Consider the following 24,670-nt stretch of genomic DNA (forward strand, 5'->3'; position numbering starts at 1 on the left):
CCATCGCTATGTTTCAGTCATTTGAAGTCACAGCCCGCCCGGAACAGGGCCCCCCGCGTCTCGCCGCACTGCGCGACCGTATGGCAGAGGCCGAGTTGGACGGTTTTCTGGTGCCTCGGGCAGATGCGCATCAGGGCGAGTATGTAGCACCGCATGACGAACGGCTTGCATGGCTGACAGGCTTCACCGGATCAGCCGGGTTCTGCGCGGTTTTGCAACCGGTGGCGGGCGTGTTCATAGACGGGCGGTATCGCACGCAGGTCAAGGCACAGGTCGCGGCAGACTTCACGCCCGTGCCCTGGCCCGACGTATCCTTGGGCGGCTGGCTGAAAGAGCAGATGCCCAGTGGCGGTATCGTCGGATTTGACCCATGGCTACACACGCCCGGCGAAATCGAAACGCTGGAAAAGGCGCTGAAAAACAGCGGTATCACCTTGCAGCCTTGCGCCAATCTGGTGGATGCGATCTGGCATGACCAACCCGCGCCGCCGATGGCACCTGCCAAAGTGCACCCCCTTGAATTTGCAGGCGAAAGTCACGGCGATAAATGCGCGCGCCTCGGCGCGACCCTGAAAGAAGCAGGCGAAGCGGCAGCGCTGATCACCCTGCCCGACGCCCTGTGCTGGCTGTTGAACATTCGCGGTGCGGATATCGCGCGCAACCCTATCGCGCAGGGCTTTTGCGTATTGATGGCGGATGGTCATGTGCATCTGTTCATCGCCGAGGCCAAATTGAGCGAGGTACGCGCGCATCTCGGGGACGGCGTTACGATCCACGCACCGGACAGGCTGCCGGGCTTTCTGGACGATCTTGCAGGGCCGGTGCGCGCGCACAAAGCGACCGTACCGCTTTATCTGGCGGAACGTCTCGGAGACGGCGTGGTCTGGGGGGATGATCCCTGCGCATTGCCCAAAGCCTGCAAGAATGAGGCCGAAATAGAAGGCGCGGCGGCGGCCCATTTGCGCGATGGTGCGGCTGTGGTGGAACTGCTGGCATGGCTGGATCAGCAAGCGCCGGGGAGCATCACCGAAACGCAGGTGGTCACACGGCTTGAAACGCTCCGGCGCAGTGACAATGCCTTGCAGGATATCAGTTTTGAAACCATTGCGGGTACCGGGCCAAACGGGGCCATTATGCACTACCGCGTCACCGAAGAGACCGACAGCCTGCTGCAGGAGGGGGAGTTGATCGTGCTCGACAGCGGGGGCCAGTATCTTGACGGCACGACCGATATCACCCGCACGATCCCCATCGGCGCCCCGCCCCGCGCCGCTGCCGAAGCCTTTACCCGTGTGTTGCAGGGCATGATCGCCATGAGCCGCCTGCGCTGGCCCGTCGGTCTTGCCGGACGCGAGATCGAAGCGGTCGGACGCGTGCCGCTCTGGCTGGCCGGGCAGGATTTCAACCACGGGCTGGGCCATGGCGTCGGCGCATATCTGAGCGTGCATGAGGGGCCACAGCGGCTGAGCCGGGTGAGTTCGGTGCCCCTGCAACCCGGTATGATCCTGTCGAACGAGCCAGGCTATTACCGCGAAGGCGCATTCGGCATCCGGCTCGAAAACCTGATTGTTGTGATCAAGGCCCCCGCCCTGCCCGACGGCGATGCGGAACGCGAGATGCTGGAATGGCGCACCTTGACCTATGCCCCGATTGACCGACGCCTGATCGTCAAGGAGATGATGACAAGACCGGAAATCGACTGGATCAACAGCTATCACGCGGATGTGGCCGATAAAATCGGCCCACGGGTCAGTGCAGATACGCGGAAATGGCTGGAGGCTGCGACCGCACCTCTCTGAAGGCGCTCCACGGATGCCGCGTTTACAATCATGTGGCGTGAAAATAGAGTGGCGCACAACATGGAAGGAACCAAGATGGCACAACATATTACGATACGGAAAGCAGACGGAACATGGTCTGTGCGTGCAGGCGGTGCGGTTTTGGGCGAAAGCAGCGAAGCTTTGGAATTGATCGAAGGGGATTACCCGCCGGTCATCTACTTCCCCCGCGACGATATTGCGATGGCTTTTCTGGATACGTCAGAAAAATCAACGCATTGCCCCCATAAGGGCGATGCCAGTTACTTTTCGGTCGTCACCAAAAGCACGACACTGAAAGACGTCGTGTGGAGCTATGAGGCCCCTGCCGAAGCTGTGTCGCGCATCAAGGGCCATCTGGCATTTTTCACAGATGGGGATGTCACTGTCGAACAGATCTGAGCAGGGTCACGAATGCTCTTCTGCGGCAGTGGCGGCAAGGGCGCGATTATAGACCTTGAGGGCGTCAACATGGAACAAGGCTCCCACCAGCTCTGGTGGCCCCTCCCCTGAGGCTTTCGAGGCGACTGGCACAAAACTACGCCCGTCTTCAAACAGTGGCATTGCCGCTTCCAAGGTTGCGTTCGGGCTGAGAAAAACGCCTTCTTCGATCATCGACATGCAGGCGGATTCATCTGCCGCATTCGGATCACCCCGTCCGCGCACAAGGCCACTGACCCGGAACATAGCCAGCAGATAGGCCTGCGGCCCCGCCGCAAGGTGAATGTTGCGCCGTTCAAGCTGGGACAGGAAAAAACTGCGCGCCACAAGCTGCGTCGACAATGCCGTGGACAGCGACACCGCGACCATCACCGCAAGACCTGTTTGCCAGTCACCGGTCAATTCAAACACGATGAGTGTCGTCGATATCGGCGCGCCCAGCACAGCGGCAGCCACCGCCCCCATGCCCGCCAAGGCGTAAAGGGATATTGACCCGGACACATCCGGGAAGATGCTTGTTGCGATCAGACCAAAGCTCAGCCCCGTCAACGCACCGATCATCAGCGAAGGCGAGAAGACTCCGCCCCCCATGCGCCCGGCCATGGTGATTGCCACTGCCGCCGTCTTCAGCATGGCAAATACAATCGCATCCCAGAGCAATAACTGCCCGTCCAGTGCGAGAAAAGTCGTCTCATAGCCGACGCCGATGATGTGGGGAAAGTAGATTGCGATGCCCCCGAGCATGGCACCCGCAATCGCAGGGCGCAGCCATCGCGGGATTGAAAAGCGGTCTTGTATCTTATTGCCCACATCTTCGGACCAGAACACAGCCTTCATCAAGGCCACCGCAACCAAGCCACTGACCAGTCCGAGAATGATATAGGCGGGTAATTCCTGATAGAATTGTACTTCGTTCACAGTCGTCAGCGTGAATTCGGTCACGCCGCCAAATTCAAGCCGGTTGATCACGGTGCCCGCGGCACTGGCAATCACAATTGGCGCGAAGGCATGGACCGCGAAATGACGCAGCACAACCTCAAGCGCGAATAATGCCCCGGCGATGGGCGCATTGAAACTCGCTGAAACCGCCGCAGCAACGGCACAGCCCAGAAGGTCGCGCCCCGTGATGCCGTCGGCAAGGATACGGCGGTTGACCCACGTCGAAATCACTGCCGCCAGATGCACGACAGGCCCCTCGCGTCCGGTAGAGCCGCCCGTGCCCAATGTGATCATCGACGCCAGCGCCGACGCGAGACCGGCTTTGGTTTCCACCCGACCATTGTTCATCGCGGCCCCGTGGATCACATCCGCAACCGAACGGGCACGGCCATCGTTCGTAAAGAGATGCAGGATGATCCCAACCACCAAACCGCCGCCAATCGGGATGATCAAAATCATGTACCACGGCAGTGACTCCGCAAAGCTGTGCAGCAGACGTACGTCTTCGGTCCCGTAAAGATAAGTTTGTAACGCATTGATCCCTTTGCGGAAAAACAACGCCGCAAAGCCGGCGGCCACGCCCACTGCCAAAGCGATAAACCAAAACTGTATCTGGCTCGGCCCACGGTGGCGCAACAATCGATACGCCTCCCCGAGGAAGGTCTTCAGCCTTTCGACCTGCTGGCTGAAAAAAGATCGTTTATCCCCGGACATTCATTTTGCCCCTTGCGCCTTTCCTGTCTAGGTCAAGCCAGACGCAGGTGAAAGCCCTTTAGTGCCAGTCAGCCTGCCAACAATGCCCGCGCAGCCCCGCGCGCCTCTTCGGTGATCGTGTCTCCGGCGAGCATGCGCGCGATTTCATCGACACGCGCAGGGCGCGGCAAAGCGGTCACAGTCGAGGTCGTCATGCCGTCCGAGACATGCTTTTCCACCCGCCAGTGATGCGTGCCCAAAGCTGCAACCTGCGGCGAGTGGGTCACGACCAGAACCTGCCCACCATCTGCAATCGCCGCAAGCCTGCGCCCCACAGCATCTGCTGTCGCCCCCCCGACGCCCCGGTCTATTTCGTCGAAGATCATCGTGACACCGCTCTGGCTTTTGCTGAGGCAGACCTTGAGCGCCAACAGAAACCGGCTGAGTTCCCCGCCCGAAGCGATCTTGTTCAACGGGCCGGATGGCGCGCCGGGATTGGTCGCAACGCTGAACGCGACAAGATCGACACCATCAGGTCCGGCGGCGTCTTCAGTGATCCCGGTTGTAAAGATGGCCCGTTCCATTTTCAAAGGAGCAAGCTCGCCCGCTACAGCTTTATCAAGTCGAGCCGACGCTTTGCGCCGCGCCGCCGTCAGCTTGGCCGCAGCATCAAGATACTGGTCCTCGGCCTCCCTGGCCGCTATCTGCAAGGCGGACAAATCCGCATCCCCGGCATCCAATGCGTCCAACTTTTGACGCAGGCTATTGGCATATTCCGCCAGATCATCCGCCAAAACATCATACTTGCGTGCCAAAGCACGGATGGCGAAAAGGCGTTCTTCGGTGTCTTCCAACTCGGCAGGGTTGAAGGTCAACCCTTCAATTGCGCCGACGATGCCGTCCATGGCCTCGTCCAGTTCCGTCATGGCGCGGGCCAAAGCCGCCATCGGTGCCTCCAAAGCGCCCTCTGCACGCTCCGCTGCGCCATCAAGCCAACGCAGTGCATCCGAAAAAGCGGCCTCTGCCCCCTGATTTCCCAAAACTTCATGCGCGCGGATCACATCATTTCGGATTTTCTCAGCACCCTGCATTGCGCGGCGTTGCTGATCCAGTTCTGCCTCTTCGCCGGGCAACGGCGCGAGCGTATCCAATTCTGCCACCGCGTGCCGCAAAAAGTCCTCTTCGTCGCGAATAGCTGCCATCGCAGCCTCTGCCGCAGCCAGTGCCTTTGCCGCTTTTCCTTTTGCGGCCCATGCTTTGCGCACTTTTGATTTCAGCGCATCAAGCTTGCCAAATTCGTCCAAAATGGCCTTGTGACCACGGGGGTTCAACAGCCCACGGTCATCATGCTGCCCATGCAGCTCCACCAGCGTTTCCGACAAGGCCCGCAGTACCTCGCCCGAACATCGCCGATCATTGACCCAAGCGGTCTTGCGGCCATCTTGCATGTTCATGCGGCGCAACAACAGCTCATCACCGTCCGGCAGCCCCGCCTCCTGCAGAATGGCATGTGCGGGGTGATCCTCGCTCAGGTCGAACCATGCTGTCACCTCCCCCTGCTCCGCCCCCTGACGCACCAGATCAGCGCGACCGCGCCAGCCCAAAACAAAGCCGAGCGAATCCAACAAAATGGACTTGCCCGCACCGGTTTCACCAGTCAGCACGTTCAGACCCGGCTCGAAGGCAAGCTCAAGCCGGTCGATGATCAGCATGTTTTGAATATCCAGCCCGCGCAGCATAGGCCCTATCCGTTTTTCGGTAATGCAGGTCGCGTCAGAGCCATTCGCCACGTACGGTCTGACGGTACACCTGGCCGAGCCATCCGTCCCCAGTTGCCTCCGGGCGCAACCCCTGCCCGGTCAGCAGTGCAAAACTGTCCTGATACCAAATCGTGGATTGATAGTTGTATCCGAGGATAGCCCCCGCCGTTTGCGCCTCATCCGTCAGACCAAGTGACAAATAGGCCTCAACCAGCCGGTGCAGCGCTTCTGGCGTGTGCGAGGTGGTTTGAAAGTCTTCTACCACAACGCGGAAGCGGTTGATCGCAGCGGCAAAATGGTCGCGACGCAGGTAGTAGCGGCCGATTTCCATTTCCTTACCCGCAAGGTGATCAAAGGCGAGGTCGAATTTCAGGATGGAGGCGCGCGCGTACTCGCTGTCGGGATAGCGTTCGATCGTTTGGCGTAACGCCTGAAGCGCCTGAAAGGTCAGCCCCTGATCGCGCCCGACTTCGTCGATCTGATCGTAATAGCTGAGCGCCAGCAGGTACTGCGCATAGGCGGCATCATCATCATCGGGATAAAAGTCGATGAACCGCTGCGCGGCTGACCTGCTGTTGGGATAGTCCTGATCTTGATGATACGAAAACGCCTGCATGATCAACGCGCGGCGCGCCCAATCCGAATAGGGGTACAGCCGCTCGATCTCAGCGAAATAGAAGGCAGCATCGTCAGGGCGGTTACGGGTCAGTTCGAATTCGCCGCGTTCAAAGATCTGCTCGGCCTCGAAAGCCTCCAGCGGCACTTCCTGCGGATTGAAGAAGGTACCGGTTGTACGACCGGGATCGCTGGTGCACCCGGCAATGCCGACAACCACGAGCGCAATCGCTGAAAAACGCTGTGCAGATCCTCGCCAACTCATGCCCAGATACCTTCGATTCTTCCTCCGCAGCAGACTTTCACCCACCGCGCCCGCTTGTCCTAGCATAGAATTTCGGGAGGCAAAATGCCATTTGCGTTCACGAAGTGTATAAGCTTGTGTGACCTACCAAAGAATTTACCGGGTGATGCCGACAGGACATTCTGCAAGTGGAATTATTCACGCTACGGCGGGAATTTCATCCCACACCAGACCGTATCCCGGCAGGCGTGACGCCGCAGCCTCATCGCAGACGATCATGCGTACCGCATCCGGCGTCGCGAACAGGGTGCGCAACAGTGTGTTGGTCAGGGAATGACCGGCACGCACGCCTTTGTAGTGTCCGATCAAAGGCGCACCAGCCAAGGCCAGATCGCCCAGAGCGTCGAGCATTTTATGGCGCACAGGTTCGTCGCTGTGACGCAAACCGCCCGGGCTCAGCACGCGATCCCCTTCGAAAACAACCGCGTTCTCACCAGAGTTGCCGCCCAATGCCAGACCGTTTGCGCGCATCGCATCCACGTCGGCCTGACGGCAGAACGTACGGCTGTCGCACAGTTCGCGCGCGAAGCTGCCGTTGTTCATGACCAGAGATTTCTTTTGGTGCCCGATGGCCACGTCTTCGAAATCGATCTCGAAATCGATCTTCAATGTTTCAGCAGGCGCGAGAGTGGCCGAAGCAACTCCATCCGTGACGGTTACCTGTTTCAGAACTTCGAAAGCACGCACCGGTGCGTTCAATGTCCGCAACCCGCGCTGCATGATCCCGCGTACGAAGGGGGCCGCCGATCCGTCAAGAATAGGCACTTCGGGACCGTCGATTTCGATCAGAGCGTTGTGCACACCACATCCCGCAAGAGCAGCCATCACATGCTCAACGGTCGATACCTGCAGACCGGTTGCGTTCTCAAGCTTCGTGCACAGGGGTGAGCGCAACACCGCATCCCAGCGGGCCGGGATCATCCGATCGCCAACAGCAACATCGGTACGCGCAAACCAGATCCCGTGCTCTGCCGAAGCGGGGCGGATAATCATGCTAACGCGCTGGCCTGAGTGCAGACCATAGCCGAAAAAGCTGATCGATGATTTGAGCGTCGTTTGCACGTGGCCTCCAAAAACGGCGGACTACTGTCCGGTTGCTTAGGTAACTAAGGACTGGCGAGCAAAGGCTCAACTCAATCTTTGCAACCGTCTGAAACACAACTGTTACAATTGAGCGCAAACACGCCATCATAATATTAAGCGCATGATATAAAACGAAAAAAGACCACCCTAAGGTGGCCTTTTAACGTCATTTCGTGATCGGTTTAGTTGGCTTGACGGCGCAAAAACGCGGGAATTTCGATGCGTTCCTGATCCGAGTCATCGTGGTCTTGCGGCACTGCAGCGGGCGCTGCGGCCCGGTTCTGCATTTGCGGCTGTTGCCGCGGCGCAGCAGGCTGCCCCGCCTCCGCGTGCCCGGTCATGCGATTGATCAGGGAATTGATCCCGAACCGAGGGCGCTCTTCCGTGGCATCGGCTGCCACGGCTTGTGGTCTCACCTGGCCACGTGGAGCGGATTTTTCCGCCGCTGCGCGCAGGCGTGCCATCGCTTCCGGTGACGGTGTGCCCGGCGCGGGTGCGCGGGGTGCCACGAAACTGTCAGCCGCTGTGTCGACCATGTCCCGTGCCGGTTCGAATGCAGGTACATGTGGCTGATACGCAGGCGGCGGCAGATCGTTGACTTCATCCTGCGCCGGTTGCACGTCGAAAAAACCATCGTCGCTTGCAGGGGCTGCATCGCCCGCACCGTCAAGGCCTTCGAACAAGGAAGGCTCTTCCACGTGTTCGGCACTGGCTGCTACTTCCTGCGGGATTTCTGCCGCTGGCATGGTCTCTTCAAGTGGTTCCTGCACGACAACGGGAGGAGAAAGCGGTTGCGACATGGAGCGGCGCGGCACTGGAATATCCGTATTCACATCCACCGCATCGATACCGGTTGCCACAACGCTGACCCGCATCAATCCGCCCATGTCCGTGTCGAGCGTTGAGCCAACGATGATGTTTGCATCGGGGTCGACCTCTTCGCGGATGCGGTTGGCCGCCTCGTCCAGTTCGAACAGCGTCAGATCGTGACCACCGGTGATGTTGATCAGAACACCCTTGGCACCGCGCAAAGAAATCTCGTCCAACAGCGGGTTGGCAATGGCTTTTTCAGCGGCCTGAATGGCGCGATCCTCACCGTCTGCTTCACCGGTGCCCATCATCGCCTTGCCCATTTCATCCATGACAGCGCGCACATCCGCGAAATCAAGGTTGATCAGGCCAGGGCGCACCATCAGATCGGTGACACCCTTGACGCCTTGGTACAACACATCATCCGCCATGGAAAACGCCTCGGTGAAGGTTGTTTTCTCGTTGGCAAGCCGGAACAGGTTCTGGTTCGGAATGATGATCAGCGTATCCACGACCTTTTGCAGCGCCTCAACGCCGTCTTCGGCCTGACGCATCCGCTTGCCGCCTTCAAACTGAAACGGTTTGGTCACAACGCCAACAGTCAGCACACCCAGTTCGCGCGCGGCCTGCGCGATGATAGGCGCGGCCCCCGTCCCGGTGCCGCCGCCCATACCAGCGGTGATGAAACACATATGCGCACCCGCCAGATGATCGACGATCTCTTCAATGCTTTCTTCGGCAGCTGCGGCGCCAACTGTTGCGCGCGCGCCGGCGCCAAGACCTTCGGTTACCTTGACGCCCAGTTGAACCCGGTTGTCTGATTTGGCCTGCTGCAGCGCCTGCGCGTCTGTGTTCGCGACCACGAAATCGACGCCGTCGAGCGCTTTTTCGATCATGTTGTTTACCGCATTACCACCAGCGCCGCCGACGCCGAAAACTGTAATGCGTGGTTTGAGTTCCGCCTGTCCCGGCATCGATAAAGTAAGTGTCATGATCAAATCCGCCTGTGCTGCTGCCCGCATTCGCGGGCGTTTTTTTCTGCCAATCCCGTAGCAGTGTACCGCCTGTGCGCCAAAGGGTCACGCAAAAAACGCATAAACACCACAAAATATGGGGAATTTTAGTGCTTTGGCCGCTCAGAGTTGACCTGATCGGCAATATCTTGCGAAAAGTTGCCGTGCTGCCATAGGCCGGCGCGCAAAGCCTTGGCGCCGGTCCCTTGAAGCACCGGGGTATTTTCGTCTGTGCGGGCGGACTGCTCGGTCTGCCTTTGGGGTGTTTTCAGCGTCTGTCAGGTCGATTCGACCCCTGCGCCGTTATTGTCACCAGTTGTCACGGAACCACTTGACCGCGCGCTTCAAAGAGCGGTGCGGGTAGCTGTCCGTCGGAATGTCAAAATCCCACCATTCATCCTGCGGGTGAGCGGCAAACAGCGACAGGCCGACCACCGAGGAAAACGCGGGGCCGGTGGCGGCTTGCGGCAAACCATGAACCCTGAGCGGGCGACCAAGGCGCACCTGTTGACCCAGAATTTTGCTGGCCAGACCATCAAGCCCGGGGATTTGACTGCCCCCTCCTGTCAACACGATCTGCTGGCTTGGCAGATGCTCAAAACCCGCAGCGTCCAATCGCGCGCGCACCTCTTCGAGTATTTCTTCGACGCGCGGGCGCATGATGCCAATCACTTCTGCGCGGCTTGCCGTGCGTCTGTCGTGTTCGAAATCGCCCGTGTCCCCCCCGATTTCGATCATTTCGCGGTCATCAACACCCGTGGCATGGACACCGCCGTAAAATGTCTTGATCCGTTCCGCATTCGTCATGGGAATTTGCAACCCCATCGAGATATCCGAGGTGATATGATCCCCACCCATGCGCACGGTATCCGCATAAATCATGTGCTTTTTGATAAAGATGGACACGCCCGTCGTGCCCCCGCCCAGATCAATACAGGCCGCACCGAGTTCCTGCTCATCCTCCACCAGCGAAGAGATGCCGCTGACATACGCCGAAGAGGCAATCCCCGCGAGTTCCAGATCACATCGTTTGATACAATGGGCAAGATGTTGAATGGCGTCACCGTCCACCGTCAACATGTGCATATCAACCGACAGGCTGTTGCCCAACTGTCCGCGCGGATCGCGCAGGCCGGAGCGGTGATCCAGTGCGAAATTTACCGGCTGCGCATGCAGCACTTCGCGCCCGGCCCCATAATCCGGCACATCGCAGGCTGCCAAAACGCGCGCCACGTCATTTTCACCGACCGCCTCACCTTCCAGCGGCACCTGCGCGTCCAAACCATAAGACCGCGGCTCAGCCCCGGCAAAACAGGCGATTACATGATCCACACGGATCCCCGCCATCTTCTGAGCGCCCTGCAAGGCGGTGCGAATAGCTCTTTCCGTTTCGGGCATGGCGCTGATCTCACCGAACCTCACCCCGCGCGAGCGCGTCGTGCCCACGCCGATCACCCGAAACCCGGACTGCCCGGCCAGCGAGCCAATCTCCCCCTCATCCCCAAGAGGGGGCGCGCCATCAAATCGCAAAACGAGGCTGGTAATTTTGCAGGTGCCAACGTCAAGAATGGCCACCACACCACGTTGCATCGCGGCTTGGCGCATGTTGCGCATTTGTCGTTGGCTGTCATATAGATCGGTCATCATTTATTGCCTTGATACCTGCCGGATTTCCCACCAGACATTGGTGGCATAGTCACTCATTTTAACGGTCGGCCGCGCGCCCAGACGTAGATCCACCCGGTTGACATCGCGGCTTAAGATATCTTGCGCAGTATCCAGAGCGATCACACGGTCGAGCGCTTCGACCGGGCCTTCTTTGGGCAGCATGATGCGCTGGTCACGGTCAAGCACGATGTCCCACCTGCGCTCTCCAACCCGCACAATCCCCCGCAGACGCGTCCCCAAAGGACCCGCCGCGCGATAAAGGTTCAGGGCCTCTTTGACATGTTCCGTAGCACCCGTTCCAGCAATCAATGGCAGGTCAGGCCGGTCCATGCGCTGCGCGATCGGACCCACGTGTATTCCGTTGACATCCACCGCCGTGAGGCCCTGCGGATTGCGCCAGATGACCACCGGGATACGTGGCTCCACATCAATATGCAGAACACCACCCGGCCGGATACGCACGGTGGCAGATTTCACCGGATCAAGTGCTACGATACGGTCGCGCATATCACTCAGGTTGAGATCAAATGAACTCAGCGGGAAGTCCAGCGGCACTTCCTTGCGAATTTCTGCGGCCAGCGCGTCTGTCGCGCCATCAACAGCCATCAGTTGCACCATGAACTCTGGTCGTGTCTCGAAACTGGCGCGCGCTTCGGCCACCGTTTCCCAGATGGCGGCACGTCGGTCCGTATCCGACAGCCACCAGGTCGCCGCACCAAAAAGCACCAGAACAGGCACCCCGGCACGCAAGAAAAGCAGAAACGCAGGCGTCAGCAACAACCGCTGCATGCGCCACGCCCACCGCGAAGGGGCCGGATCAACGCCGCGCTCTGACGCTCTGTTTCGCATCAACGGTCGCATGAGGCGTCCTCCACCATCCACGCGCAGAGCTTGCCAAAGGGCATGCCCGTGGCCGCTGCCTGCTCAGGCGAAAGCGACGTGGCCGTCATGCCCGGCTGCGTGTTTGTCTCAAGCAGGATCAGGCCCGCGGCACCCTTTGTTTCATCCCATCGGAAATCCGTGCGGCTGACACCGCGACAGCCCAAGGCATGATGCGCGCGCAGGGCATAATCCATGCACATATCAAAGATATCGGCAGGAATATCCGCAGGCACAACGTGATGGGACCCACCGGGTTTGTATTTGGCATCATAGTCATACCAGCCGTCTGTCACGATGTCGGTGACGGTCAGCGGTCGATCCCCCACCACCGTTGTGGTCAATTCACGCCCCGGGGCAAAGGCTTCGACCATGACCTCTTGTGGCATATCCTCCGAGAGCTGTGGCGGGCCGTTCGCGGCCTCATGAACGAGGTAAACGCCCACGGAGGACCCTTCGTTATTGGGTTTGACCACATAGGGGGGCTGCATCACATGGCCTATACGCACATCGGCCGCCTTGGCGATGACGCTCGGGACCACTGGCAAGCCTGCCGCGACGAAAGCCTCTTTGCTGCGCTGCTTGTCCATCGCGAGGGCGGAGGCCAGAACACCGGAGTGGCTATAGGGCACGCCCATCCACTCCAGTAGGCCCTGCACGCAACCATCTTCGCCCCAACGACCATGCAGGCAATTCAAGACGGCATCCGGGCCCACGTCGATCAAACGCGCGCCAAGATGCTGGCCCGCGTCAATTTCGACGACGTCATATCCTTCGTCCCGCAAAGCGGCAGCGCAGGCTTGCCCACTGGACAGCGACACTTCGCGTTCAACCGAAGGTCCGCCCAATAATACTGCCACTTTCGGGGGTGTCCTGCTCGACTGACCCACCTTGGTGCCTCTGGTATGAGCCCATTCAGGGCCCGTTTTATTTTTAGTCGTCCGACTTTTGCGCCGGTTCACCGTCAATTTACATGCGGATTTTAATTCAATTTGAGTTAATCTGGACTTAACTTCTCACCGATCCGCATAATTTCCCATTCTAGCGTGATACCACTGGAATCGTAAACCTTTTTTCGCACCTCTTCGCCCAATCCTTCCAGATCGGCGGCGGTTGCCCGCCCGGTGTTAACCATAAAGTTCGAATGCATCTCGCTCATCTGCGCACCGCCAAGCCGCGCCCCGCGCATTCCTGCATCGTCAATCACTTTCCACGCCTTGAGGTCATGCACATCGTCGCTTCTACCTGTGGATGAAAATCCCGACGGGTTGCGAAAGGTCGACCCCGCACTTCGCTCTTTGGTGGGTTGCGTCGCATCGCGTTTGGCCAGTTGGTCGGCCATCCGGGCATGTAACGTATCAGGATCGCCGCGCGGGGCATCAAAGATCGCTTTTGTCAGAACGGCCCCCTCGGTCAACGTGCTGTGACGATATCCGAAGTGCAGATCACTGGCCGACAAGGTGCTGACCTCGCCCGTGCGGCTGACAACCTGCACTTCGACCAGCACGTCAGCTGTATAGCTGCCATAACATCCCGCATTCATACGCACAGCCCCGCCAATGCTCCCCGGGATCGTGCGCAGGAACGTCAGATCAAGCCCGGCATCCGCCGCTTTGCGCGCCACATGCGCATCCAGCGCCGCAGCCCCGGCGACAACACGGGAACCGGTAATTTCAATCTGGTTGAACCCCCGCCCAAGGCGTATGACCACGCAGCGCAATCCGCCGTCCCGCACAATCAGGTTTGATCCCACACCCATGGGAAAAACCTCGACATCCGGTGGCAAGCTGACCAGAAATGCATACAAATCCTGCATATCCGCGGGCTGAAACAGCCAATCTGCAGGCCCGCCCACACGCAACCATGTCAGATCGCTCAAGGGCCGTCCCTGCGTCAGGCGGCCCCGGACTGCTGGCATATCACTCATGTGCGCTGTTTAACGCAACGTGCGGCGTTTGATCCAGCGCCCAAAATAAATGACCGGCCATCTCAGCACCGACATGCCTGCACCAAGGATCAACATGCCGACCCAAGGGCCATGTTGCGAGGTGACATAGCCCACGATCGGGATGCCCACCGCGATCAGCATATAGGCGTTGCGCCAGTGGTGATCCCGACTGGGCGTCATTGCAAGAACGTTTGCCAAAACAGCCCACAAAGCCGCCAGTGTCAGAGAAATGCTCATGAAGGAAACTCCTGCGCCATCAAGCGGCCCCTTTTTGCAATCGTGCCGGCAGACCGTTGGCCCAGGTGCTGATCGTCCCCGCCCCAAGGCAAACAACCATATCACCGGGGCGGGTTTGTTCGCGCACCAGACGTTCCAGATCATCTTCGCCGACCACGGCGCGTGCGTGTCGATGCCCGTGGCGGATCAACCCTGCGACCAGATCGTCACGACCGGCGCCCGGAATGGGGTCTTCGCCCGCCGCGTAAACCTCGGCAATACCGACCACATCCGCATCGTTGAAACAGGCGCAGAAATCATCAAAAAGGCTTGAGAGACGGGAATACCGATGCGGCTGGTGCACCGCAATCACGCGACCCTCCGTGGCCTGCCGCGCAGCTTTCAATACCGCCGCAATTTCAACGGGGTGGTGGCCGTAGTCGTCAATAATCGTCACACCGTCAATTTCGCCCACACGGGTAAACCGACGGTTAACGCCGCCGAACGCGGCCAAGGCTGTCTTGATCACCTCGGCCTTCATGCCCAGATGGCGCGCCACCGCAATGGCTGACAGCGCGTTGGAGACATTGTGATCCCCCGGCATGGGCAGGCTGCAATCCTCGATCACGATGCCTTCGGCCTGAAGGGCAACATCGAAGTGCGCGACACCTGACGCATAGCGCAGATTGACAGCGCGCACGTCGGCCTGCGCGTTAAACCCATAGGTGATCACCCGCCGGTCGGTGATCTTACCCACCAAAGCCTGCACTTCGGGATGATCCGTGCAGCACACCGCAACGCCGTAGAATGGGATGTTGGAGACAAAATCGAGAAACCCTTGGCGCAGCGTGTCAAAATCCCCCCAGTGTTCCATATGTTCGGGGTCAATATTCGTGACGATCGCAATCGTTGCAGGCAAACGATTGAACGTGCCATCGCTTTCATCGGCTTCGACCACCATCCATTCGCCCTCGCCCTTGCGCGCGTTTGAGCCATAGGCGTGGATTATCCCGCCATTGACGACAGTTGGATCAAACTCCCCCGCATCCAGAAGCGTCGCCACCATGGTTGTCGTGGTGGTTTTGCCATGGGTACCCGCAACTGCGATATTTGATTTCAAACGCATGAGTTCAGCTAACATCTCAGCGCGGCGCACAATGGGTAATCCACTGGCACGGGCCGCATCGAGCTCCGCATTGCCCGGCTTGATCGCGCTTGAGATGACCACAACTTCAGCGTCTTCAATGTTTTCGGCCCGCTGGCCTTCGAATATACGCGCGCCAAGCTCTTCAAGGCGCCGCGTGATGGGTGTAGGTTTCAGATCAGAACCCTGAACACGGTAGCCGTGGTTAAGCAAAACCTCGGCAATGCCAGACATACCGATGCCGCCAATACCGACGAAATGAATGAGCCCAACATCGCCGGGCAGTTTTGTTGCTGCGTTCATGTCCCTTGCCCTTTTTCTGCCAGCCCTTCGACCATTTGTGCCAACATTTCAGTGGCCTCAGGTCTGCCAAATCGCGCGGCAGCGGTCGCCATTTGCATCGCAGCGGTCGGATTGTCCAGCACTGAAAGTATCTGGGTGGCCAGCGCCTCTGGGGATGCCTTGGATTCGGGCACCATGATGGCACCACCTGCCTCAACCAGCCCGCGCGCATTCGCGGTTTGATGATCCCCGGTGGCTGCGGCAAAGGGGATCAATATGGACGGCCGTCCGATCACAGAAAGGTCCGCGACAGAGGAAGCACCGGAACGGCTGATCACCAGTTGCGCCTCGGTCATACGACGCGGCACATCCTGAAAGAAAGGCTGCACCTCGGCCTGCACGCCATTGTCCGCATAGAATTTCGCCACACGCTCTTCGTCTTCATCGCGCGCCTGATGGCTGACCCGGAGGTTCCTGAGCATCGCCATCGGCAGCGATGCGATGGCTGGGGGGATCACATCACTCAGGATGCGCGCACCCTGACTGCCGCCGATCACGAGCACTTCCATCGGATAATCGCCGGGGCAGATATATCCCGCCTCCGCCCGCTCCAGAATGGCTTTGCGCACCGGGTTGCCGGTGTGATATCCCTCAATGCCTTCGGGTAAATCGGTCGGCCAAGTACCGCAGGCAATCGCATCAACACGGCTGGCAAAGGCGGTATTCACCCGCCCTAAAATCCCGTTCTGTTCATGGATCATGCGGGGCAGCTTCATCACAAAGGCCGCAGCAAGCGCCGGGATTGTCGGATAGCCGCCAAAACCCACTACCACGGCTGGTCGATCCCGCCGAAAGCTCAGCAAGGCGCGCAAAACACCTGCACCGATCTTGAATGGAGCGACGATTTTTGAGGCGATACCGCCGCGCGCGAAGGTCGCGCTGCTGATCTCTTCGATTTCTGTCGAATGCGGAAAACCGCTGGTGTAGCGTGCGCCACGCGCATCCGTGGTCAGCTTGACGCGCCAGCCTCGGTTCAACATCGCCTCAGCCAGGGCCTGCGCGGGAAACATATGCCCGCCCGTGCCCCCGGCGGCGATCAACAAGAGCGGCGCGCTCATCGGGTGCGTCCACGCGACAACAAATCGCTGATCTCACCCTGAGGGCGCGTGCGCGTAAAGGCCAGCAACATGCCAACGGCGATCCCGGATGCAATCACGGATGAGCCCCCGTAACTGACAAAGGGCAGCGTCATGCCCTTGGCGGGCAACAGACGCACAGCCACGCCCATGTTCACCATCGCCTGCACGCCGAGCATGCAGGCAAGACCGGTTCCAGCCAGACGAATGAACGGATCACGCTCACGCACCAGACGCATCAGCGAGCGTACAACCACACAGGCATAAAGCGCGATCACGACAAGCACGAGGATCAGCCCGTATTCTTCGGCGGCAACAGCGATGATAAAATCTGTATGCGCATCAGGTAGGGACCATTTCACTTGCCCCTCGCCCACACCGACACCGAAAAAGCCACCTTCCTGAATGGCATTGGTGGCGTAGCCAAGCTGCGTTGTCGGGTCCACCTCAGCGCTCAGGAAACCATCAATGCGCCGCGCAAAGTGTTCCGAGTTGGAATAGGCAATCGCCCCACTTGCCACCACAAGCGCCGCCATGCCGACCAGCAAGAGCATCGGCGCACCCGCAACAAAATAGATGACACCCCAGCCAAACAGCACCAGACAGGCCTGTCCAAAATCAGGTTGCAAGGCCAGCATCAGTACGATCGTCACGCATAAAACAAACGACCATGTCTTGCCGGGCGGACCGTTCACATCAGCCGAAGCCGCCATCATCCATGCGGTGACAACCACAAAACCGGGCTTTAAAAACTCTGAAGGCTGCAAGGACGCAAAGCCCAAGCCGTACCAGCGCACAGCCCCTTTGCCGAAATCTGTCCCGAAGAAAGGCAACAACGCCAAGGCGATGAAGGCGCAAATAAAGCCAATAACCGCCAAGCGCCGCACCAGCGTCGGCAGCATCATGGAGGTGATGATCATTGCCAGCAGCGCAAATGTGCCAAAAAACGCCTGTCGCTGCACATAATGAAAGGGCTCAAACCCGTTTTTGGCTGCGAGCGGCGGCGAGGCTGCAAGCCCCAGCAAAAGGCCCACGGCAAAGAGGATAAGCACGCAGGACAGCGACCACTTATCGATTGTCCGCCACCACTTGGGGAGGATCGGTTCGCCATCACGAACCGGTACCGCGCCATAGACCATTTCCGTCATGGATGTCTGCCTTAGTAATTCACTGCCGATGCGCCCCGTTTTCGAGGTCTATTCGCAGAGCATAGCCTGATTTGAACCGCAAAGCTAGCCTCAAGCCTTGTAATATCTGTCGTTTCAGGCCAGTTGGCCGCCATGCAAGTTGATGTGGCAATAATTGGCGCAGGTGCCGCCGGCATGATGTGCGCCGCCTATGCGCCGGGGCGCATTCTGCTGGTGGATCACGCCCGCGCGCCCGGTGAGAAAATCCGTATCTCCGGCGGCGGGCGGTGCAATTTCACGAATATGCACTGCGGCCCGCATGCCTTCCTGTCAGAGAACCCACATTTCGCCAAATCCGCCTTGGCGCGTTACACGCAGTGGGACTTTATCGATCTGATTGATCAACACGGGATCGCTTGGCACGAAAAAACACTGGGCCAGTTGTTTTGTGACACTTCCGCGAAAGAGATCATCGCCATGCTGCGCGGTCTTATGCAAGAGAACGGCGTTGATTTGCGTTTACAAACACAGGCGCAGGACTTTGTGAAGACCGTCAATGGCTATGAATTCAACCTCGTAAAGGACGGCCAGACCACCCGGGTGCACTGCAAAACGCTGGTGATTGCCAGCGGCGGAAAATCCATTCCCAAGATGGGAGCGACCGGGCTTGCCTATGATATCGCACGCCAATTCGGGTTGCGCGTCACTGAAACCCGACCCGCGCTGGTGCCATTCACCTTTCCCGAAGGGCGTTTTGCCCCGCTCGCGGGCGTGGCGGCGCCTGCACGCGTCACAACAGGTGGCACAAGTTTTGACGAAGCGGTTCTTTTCACCCACCGCGGGCTGTCCGGACCGGCCGTCTTGCAGGCTTCCTCCTATTGGCGTGAGGGCAGCCCGATTGATGTGAACCTGATGCCAGACACCAATCTGTTTGAGGCCCTGAAAGAAAAACGGAGCCAGTCGGGCGCGCGCAAGCTGACCAACGAGCTGTCGCATTTCCTGCCCGCGCGGCTGGTGGAGACGCTGGCGCAAACCCTCGACCTGAGCGGCAATATCGCGGATCAGTCCGATGCAAAACTCGCCGGCATTACCGGAGCGCTGGAAAAATGGACATTGCACCCCTCCGGCACGGAAGGTTACCGCACAGCCGAAGTGACCTTGGGCGGCATCGATACCGATGATCTGTCGTCAAAAACGATGGAGGCCAAGAAGGTCCCCGGTCTGTTTTTCATAGGTGAAGCCGTGGATGTCACCGGCTGGCTCGGCGGATATAACTTTCAATGGGCGTGGTCGTCCGCCATGGCGACCGCCCGCGCGCTGGCATGAAACCGGCGGTTAAAGGTACTTGGCGACCTCTTGGGTGAAATCGTCGCCACGTTGCTCAAAATTGTCATATTGATCAAAGCTCGCCGCCGCCGGTGCCAGCAGCACAACATCGCCCGCCTCGGCCTCGCGCGCCGCTTTTTCCACGGCCTGCGCCATCGTTGTGCAAATCTCGGCCTCAACCGGGAGCTTCATGGCAAAAGCCGCCGCTTCGCGACCGATGACATAGGCTTTGACCACTGAAGCGCTCGCGTCGCGCAAGGCGTCCATCCCGCCATCTTTTTCCAGCCCGCCGCAGATCCAGCGGATGGATGGAAAGGCCGCCAGCGCCTTGGCGGCGGCATCGGCATTTGTCGCCTTGCTGTCGTTCACAAAGCGCACACCGTCTTTTTCGCCGACCAGCTGGCTGCGGTGCGGCAGCCCTTGAAACGAATGCAGCGCCGCCTCGATCACTTTGGGCGCAAGACCCAAGGACCGGCACACAGCATAAGCCGCGCAGGCATTCTGGTGATTATGAACGCCCGGCAGGCCCGGCACAGACCGCAGATCAATCGACGCGATCTGCTTGCCCTTGCGGTATTCAGACAAAAACCCTTTGCGCGCAAAAACCTGCCAACCGGGTCCGGTCAGCTTTTGCGCAACCGAAATGCGAATAACACGATCATCCGCGCGACCCTCCGCAAGCTGCCCCGCCAGAGACAGCCCTTCGTCCTCGTCAACCCCAACGATCGCACGGTCCGGCCCGCCTTCGGCAAACAGCCGGCGCTTGGCCGCAAAGTACCCGCCCATACCCCCGTGCCGATCCAGATGATCTTCGGACAGGTTGGTAAACACCGCCACATCGGGCGTCAGACTGCGCGCAAGGTCCGTCTGATAACTGGACAGTTCCAGAACCACGACTTCGCCATCATGGGGCGGGTCAATATCAAGCACCCCGCGGCCTATGTTTCCAGCCAAGGTCGCCGGGCGGCCCACATGTTCCAGAATATGGTGGATCAGCGCGGATGTTGTCGATTTTCCGTTGGATCCGGTGACGGCCACAACGCGGGGGGCGATGTCAAAATTGGACCAATCCTCCGTCGCGAAGGACTGAAAGAACAGGCCGATGTCGTTGTCCACCGGCACCCCTGCCTGCAACGCGAGACGAACAACAGGGTTCGGGGCGGGATAAAGATGCGGAATACCCGGGCTGACGATCAGCCGGGCGATGTCGTCAAAATCAGACACCGAACGAAACGGTGTGCAGTCAAAGCCCTCGTTTTGCGCACGTGCGCGGGCGTCCGGGTTGTCGTCCCAGCACAACGCCAGCGCGCCCCCTTCTTTCAGGGCACGCGCGGCACTCATGCCTGTCCGACCAAGCCCCAGCACAGCGACTTTTGCGCCTCTCAGCCCCTGAACCGGGATCACTTCAGAGCCCCGTTGCGGGTCAGGTCCAGAATTTTGTTCCGCACGATACCCAGCATCAACGCACTTTCAGCGTGGCAAGTCCGATGATCGCGAGGATGAGCGAAATGATCCAGAAGCGGATGACAATGGTGCTTTCCGCCCAGCCTTTCTGCTCATAATGGTGATGGATCGGGGCCATCAAAAATACGCGCTTGCCGGTAGATTTGAAATAGAGCACCTGAATGATGACGCTGAGCGCCTCAATCACGAACAGACCACCCACGATGGCCAGAACGATTTCGTGTTTGGTGGATACCGCGATTGCGCCCAATGCGCCGCCCAAAGCAAGGCTGCCGGTATCGCCCATGAAGACGGCTGCAGGCGGTGCATTGTACCACAAAAAGCCCAAGCCCCCGCCAAAGATACCGGCCGTAAAGATGAGGATTTCGCCCGTTCCCGGCACGTAATGCACATCAAGGTATTCGGTGAAATCAACCCGGCCGACCGCATAGGCAATCACGCCAAGCGTGCCTGCCGCAATCATGACCGGCATGATCGCCAGCCCGTCCAGCCCGTCCGTCAGGTTAACCGCATTCGCCGCCCCGACAATCACGATCACCGAAAACGGCACAAAAAAGTAACTGAGGTTGATCAGCGTATCCTTGAACACCGGCAGGGCCAGCCGGTTCTGCAAGGCCTCGGGGTGGTATTGCGCCGCCCAATAGGATGCGATGGCCGCGATCACGAGACCCAGCAGGAGCCGCACTCTGCCCGGCACACCCGCCGTCGTTTGTTTGGAAACCTTGGCGTAATCGTCCATGAAACCGATGATCGCAAAGGAAATGGTTACAAAAAGCACAATCCACACAAACGGATTGTCCAGTCGCGCCCAGAGCAGCGTGGAGGTCAGCAATGCCCCCACGATCAGCAAACCACCCATGGTCGGTGTTCCAGCCTTTGCAAAATGGCCCTGGGGACCATCATCGCGAATAGGCTGGCCCTTGCCCTGTCTGCGCCGCAGCACGTTGATCAGGGGGCGTCCGAACAGAAAGCCGAATATCAATGCCGTCAGAAACGCGCCGCCTGCCCGAAATGTGATATAGCGAAAGAGGTTGAAAAAATCCCCTCCGTCCGACAGCAGCGTTAACCAATAGAGCATCGCGAATTCCTATTCTTCGTCGAGCGGGGCATGTCCCATTTTGCGGATGGCGTCAACGACGCAGGCGAGCTTCATGCTCAGTGACCCCTTGGCAAGGACCACATCACCGCTGTCGATATGTGTTTTTACGCGGGTGGCGGCCTCTTCAGCGGTTTCAAACCACGTGCCGCGCTGCGGCTCCGGCAGAGCGTCGTAGAGCGCACGCATGACCGGGCCGATGCAGTGGATCACGTCGATTTCTTTTGTGGCGGGTAAATGCGCAAGGCCCGCATGCAACGCGACTTCATCAGGTCCAAGCTCTTTCATGTCGCCGAGATAGGCAATCCGCCGCCCCTTCGAGACGCGCCCGATGTCGTTTGTCACCTTAGCGGCAGCGAGCACCTCAAGGGCTGCCGCCATTGAGGTCGGGTTGGCGTTGTAGCTGTCATCAATCAGATCTACGAAAAGCCGCGTATCGACGCTGTCGAGATAAATGCGTTCCCGCTGGCCGCGGCCCTTATAGGGTGTCCAGCGCCCAAGCGAGCCCAAAGCCAGCGCCACATCCGTACGCAGGGCGGCCATAACAGCCACTGCCCCCAGCGCATTCATCGCAAAATGCCGCCCCGGCGAGTTGATCTTGTACAGGATCGGCACCTCGCCCATCTGCGCGCGCACCACAGTTGTGTCGCCTTGCAAATCCGCGCGCATCAATTTGAAATCATACCCGTGTTCGCCAAACGTAATGTCGCGCAACCTGCAGTCCTGTGCCTTGGCCATCAGAATTGCGGATGTTTCGACATCTGCGTTCAGGATCGCGACACCGTTCGGCACGACGCCCTCAAAGATGGATGCTTTTTCGACAGCAATCCCCGTGATGTCCTCAAAGGCTTCCAGATGCGCCGCCGCAACCGTGGTAATCAGCGCCACATGCGGCGCGGCCATCTTGGCGAGCGGTGCGATCTCTCCGGGGTGGTTCATGCCGATTTCGATTACCGCGAATTCCGTGTCACGCGGCATGCGCGCCAGCGTCAGCGGCACCCCCCAATGGTTGTTGTAGCTTGCAACCGAAGCATGCGTTTTGCCTTGATCGGACAACATCGCGAGGAGCATTTCCTTGGTCGAGGTCTTACCGACACTTCCCGTCACCGCGACCACTTTGCCGCCCACGCGGGCGCGGCCCGCCCGTCCAAGGTCTTCGAGGGCCCTTTGAACATCCTTGACCATCAACAGAGGCGCGTCCTCGGGCACACCTTGCGGCACATGGCTGACCAGTGCTGCTGCCGCCCCTTTGTCCAACGCTTGTTGCACAAAATCATGCCCGTCCCGCACATCGCTCAGAGCGACGAATATATCCCCCGCTTGCAGGGTGCGTGTGTCAATGGACACACCTGTGGCCTGCCACTCCGGCGTCGTTGTGCCGCCGGTGGCCGCTGCCGCCTCTGCGGATGTCCAAAGGGTCATGCCAGCCTCCCGTCCAGAGCAGCGACCGCCACGCTTGCCTGTTCCGCATCATCAAAGGGCAGCACATCATCGCCCACAACCTGCCCGGTTTCATGTCCTTTGCCCGCGATCAACAAGGCATCCCCCGGCCCCAGCGCGTCAACGCCGCGCAGGATCGCCTCCGCCCGGTCGCCGACTTCGATCGCTTCGGGCGCACCGAGCAAAACCGCCGCGCGGATGGTGGCTGGGTCTTCGGAGCGCGGATTATCGTCTGTCACAAACACCACATCCGCATTTTCCGCCGCTGCCTGCCCCATCAGGGGGCGTTTGGTCGCGTCCCGATCCCCGCCTGCACCGACAATGGCGATCAAACGACCGACAACATGCGGTCGCAGCGCCTTGAGTGCCGTGGCAATCGCATCGGGCGTATGGGCATAATCGACAAAGACCGTGGCCCCATTGTCGCGCGTGCCCGCAAGCTGCATACGGCCCCGCACGGTGCTCAGATGCTCCAGCGTGTCAAATACGTGCGGCGGTTCTTCCCCGCAGGCGATCACCAAAGCCGCCGCCAGCATCACGTTTTCGGCCTGAAAGCCGCCGATCAACCCAAGGCGGCGCACATATTGCTTGCCATGATGCATGAAACATACCACCTGCCCGGTAGCATCGACCTGAATATTCCCCAGATGCAGATCGCCACTATCCCGTCCTACGGTAATCACGGGACAATTGCGGGCTTTGGCAATCGCGGCCATATCGACACCGCGATCCACATCAATGTTGATGACGGCCTTGGCGTCTTCGGGCAGCACGCGCGCAAACAGCCCCGCCTTGGCGGCAAAATAATCCTCGAAGGTGGCGTGGTAATCCAGATGATCCTGCGTGAAATTCGTGAACCCGGCGGCGGCCAGCGTCACGCCGTCCAGCCTGCGCTGATCAAGCCCGTGGCTTGAGGCCTCCATCGCGGCATGGGTCACACCCTCCCGCGCGGCCTCAGCCAACGCGCGGTGCAGCGTGATCGGTTCCGGAGTGGTGTGGGCTAGCGGCGCGCTCCATGCGCCTTCGACGCCCGTTGTGCCCAAATTGATCGCCTCATGCCCCAGCAGCGTCCAGATTTGCCGCACAAAGGTCGCAACGGATGTCTTGCCGTTCGTCCCTGTCACCGCGATCATGGTTTTTGGCTGCGCCCCGAACCATAAAGCTGCCGTGCGCGCCAGAGCTTCGCGCGGATCATCGGATATCACGAGGGCCGCGTCGCTTGCGCCCAGTTCGGTGGCCGCCAACCGCGCGCCAACGATATCCGTCAGAATGGCTGACGCGCCCATGCGCAAAGCGTATTGGATGAACTCAGCGCCGTGGATCCTCGACCCGGGCAAGGCCGCAAAAAGATATCCGTCTTTCACATCGCGGCTGTCAACGGCAAGCCCCGTCAGCGCCGCCTGCCGCCCATCGCGCGCTGTGAGCCCCAGTTGGGAAAGTGTTTTTGTCTGCCCGAGCATTGCACCCGC

The 24,670-nt window shown here is 59.5% G+C and carries 20 protein-coding genes; 3 read left to right on the forward strand and 17 right to left on the reverse strand.

Annotated features, from left to right (window positions below; genetic code table 11):
• Positions 1–8 precede the first annotated feature (8 nt).
• Complete coding sequence (locus RLO149_RS12435; protein ID WP_013962447.1) at positions 9–1,799, forward strand: aminopeptidase P family protein; 1,791 nt, start codon at positions 9–11, stop codon at positions 1,797–1,799.
• Between the two features lie 75 nt (positions 1,800–1,874).
• Complete coding sequence (locus RLO149_RS12440; protein ID WP_013962448.1) at positions 1,875–2,219, forward strand: DUF427 domain-containing protein; 345 nt, start codon at positions 1,875–1,877, stop codon at positions 2,217–2,219.
• Positions 2,220–2,225: 6 nt separating this feature from the next.
• Here RLO149_RS12440 and RLO149_RS12445 read toward each other — a convergent pair whose 3' ends face one another.
• From RLO149_RS12445 to ftsW, 13 genes are all read right to left on the reverse strand, one after another.
• Positions 2,226–3,911 carry a chloride channel protein gene (locus RLO149_RS12445; RefSeq protein WP_013962449.1) on the reverse strand — a complete coding sequence of 562 codons (1,686 nt, stop codon included), beginning with the start codon at positions 3,909–3,911 and terminating at the stop codon, positions 2,226–2,228.
• Between the two features lie 68 nt (positions 3,912–3,979).
• The gene (gene recN, locus RLO149_RS12450) at positions 3,980–5,629 is read right to left on the reverse strand and encodes a DNA repair protein RecN (protein WP_013962450.1); all 1,650 of its coding nucleotides are present in this window, start codon (positions 5,627–5,629) and stop codon (positions 3,980–3,982) included.
• 34 nt (positions 5,630–5,663) lie between these two features.
• Positions 5,664–6,530, reverse strand: coding sequence for an outer membrane protein assembly factor BamD (locus RLO149_RS12455; protein ID WP_013962451.1), 867 nt, complete (start codon positions 6,528–6,530; stop codon positions 5,664–5,666).
• Between the two features lie 177 nt (positions 6,531–6,707).
• Entirely contained in the window at positions 6,708–7,631 is a 924-nt protein-coding gene (gene lpxC / locus RLO149_RS12460; protein ID WP_013962452.1) for a UDP-3-O-acyl-N-acetylglucosamine deacetylase, read from the reverse strand.
• Between the two features lie 203 nt (positions 7,632–7,834).
• Positions 7,835–9,454: a cell division protein FtsZ gene (gene ftsZ, locus RLO149_RS12465; protein ID WP_013962453.1), complete on the reverse strand. Its 1,620-nt coding sequence runs from the start codon at positions 9,452–9,454 to the stop codon at positions 7,835–7,837.
• A 330-nt stretch (positions 9,455–9,784) separates the two neighbouring features.
• Complete coding sequence (ftsA, locus tag RLO149_RS12470; protein ID WP_174270235.1) at positions 9,785–11,119, reverse strand: cell division protein FtsA; 1,335 nt, start codon at positions 11,117–11,119, stop codon at positions 9,785–9,787.
• Between the two features lie 3 nt (positions 11,120–11,122).
• Entirely contained in the window at positions 11,123–12,004 is an 882-nt protein-coding gene (locus tag RLO149_RS12475; protein WP_013962455.1) for a cell division protein FtsQ/DivIB, read from the reverse strand.
• Positions 11,992–12,912, reverse strand: coding sequence for a D-alanine--D-alanine ligase (locus RLO149_RS12480; RefSeq protein WP_013962456.1), 921 nt, complete (start codon positions 12,910–12,912; stop codon positions 11,992–11,994). The genes RLO149_RS12475 and RLO149_RS12480 overlap by 13 nt, the downstream gene beginning before the upstream one ends.
• Positions 12,913–13,019: 107 nt before the next feature.
• Positions 13,020–13,949 carry a UDP-N-acetylmuramate dehydrogenase gene (gene murB / locus RLO149_RS12485; RefSeq protein WP_013962457.1) on the reverse strand — a complete coding sequence of 310 codons (930 nt, stop codon included), beginning with the start codon at positions 13,947–13,949 and terminating at the stop codon, positions 13,020–13,022.
• A 9-nt stretch (positions 13,950–13,958) separates the two neighbouring features.
• Positions 13,959–14,207 carry a DUF2484 family protein gene (locus RLO149_RS12490; protein ID WP_013962458.1) on the reverse strand — a complete coding sequence of 83 codons (249 nt, stop codon included), beginning with the start codon at positions 14,205–14,207 and terminating at the stop codon, positions 13,959–13,961.
• Between the two features lie 19 nt (positions 14,208–14,226).
• A complete protein-coding gene (murC, locus tag RLO149_RS12495) occupies positions 14,227–15,633 on the reverse strand; it encodes a UDP-N-acetylmuramate--L-alanine ligase (protein ID WP_013962459.1) in 1,407 nt (468 codons plus the stop codon).
• Positions 15,630–16,730 (reverse strand): undecaprenyldiphospho-muramoylpentapeptide beta-N-acetylglucosaminyltransferase, encoded by a 1,101-nt coding sequence (gene murG, locus RLO149_RS12500; RefSeq protein WP_013962460.1) that lies wholly within the window; start codon positions 16,728–16,730, stop codon positions 15,630–15,632. The genes murC and murG overlap by 4 nt, the downstream gene beginning before the upstream one ends.
• A complete protein-coding gene (gene ftsW / locus RLO149_RS12505) occupies positions 16,727–17,896 on the reverse strand; it encodes a putative lipid II flippase FtsW (RefSeq protein WP_013962461.1) in 1,170 nt (389 codons plus the stop codon). The genes murG and ftsW overlap by 4 nt, the downstream gene beginning before the upstream one ends.
• A 132-nt stretch (positions 17,897–18,028) precedes the next feature.
• Here ftsW and RLO149_RS12510 point away from each other — a divergent pair, with 132 nt between their 5' ends.
• Positions 18,029–19,201: a BaiN/RdsA family NAD(P)/FAD-dependent oxidoreductase gene (locus tag RLO149_RS12510; RefSeq protein ID WP_013962462.1), complete on the forward strand. Its 1,173-nt coding sequence runs from the start codon at positions 18,029–18,031 to the stop codon at positions 19,199–19,201.
• A gap of 9 nt (positions 19,202–19,210) precedes the next feature.
• Here the strand turns inward: RLO149_RS12510 and murD are convergent, their stop codons facing one another.
• Genes murD through RLO149_RS12530 form a run of 4 tightly spaced genes read right to left on the reverse strand, consistent with a single transcriptional unit; the run spans position 19,211 to position 24,661 of the window.
• On the reverse strand, positions 19,211–20,605 hold the full coding sequence (gene murD, locus RLO149_RS12515) for a UDP-N-acetylmuramoyl-L-alanine--D-glutamate ligase (RefSeq protein WP_013962463.1): 1,395 nt from the start codon (positions 20,603–20,605) through the stop codon (positions 19,211–19,213).
• Positions 20,606–20,660: 55 nt separating this feature from the next.
• Positions 20,661–21,743, reverse strand: a complete 1,083-nt coding sequence (mraY, locus tag RLO149_RS12520; protein WP_013962464.1) for a phospho-N-acetylmuramoyl-pentapeptide-transferase — start codon at positions 21,741–21,743, stop codon at positions 20,661–20,663.
• Positions 21,744–21,752: 9 nt separating this feature from the next.
• Positions 21,753–23,183: a UDP-N-acetylmuramoyl-tripeptide--D-alanyl-D-alanine ligase gene (locus RLO149_RS12525; RefSeq protein ID WP_013962465.1), complete on the reverse strand. Its 1,431-nt coding sequence runs from the start codon at positions 23,181–23,183 to the stop codon at positions 21,753–21,755.
• Entirely contained in the window at positions 23,180–24,661 is a 1,482-nt protein-coding gene (locus tag RLO149_RS12530; RefSeq protein WP_013962466.1) for a UDP-N-acetylmuramoyl-L-alanyl-D-glutamate--2,6-diaminopimelate ligase, read from the reverse strand. Before RLO149_RS12530 ends, RLO149_RS12525 begins: the two co-directional genes overlap by 4 nt.
• Positions 24,662–24,670: the final 9 nt, after the last annotated feature.

Source organism: Roseobacter litoralis Och 149, from assembly GCF_000154785.2.
GTDB classification, from domain to species: domain Bacteria; phylum Pseudomonadota; class Alphaproteobacteria; order Rhodobacterales; family Rhodobacteraceae; genus Roseobacter; species Roseobacter litoralis.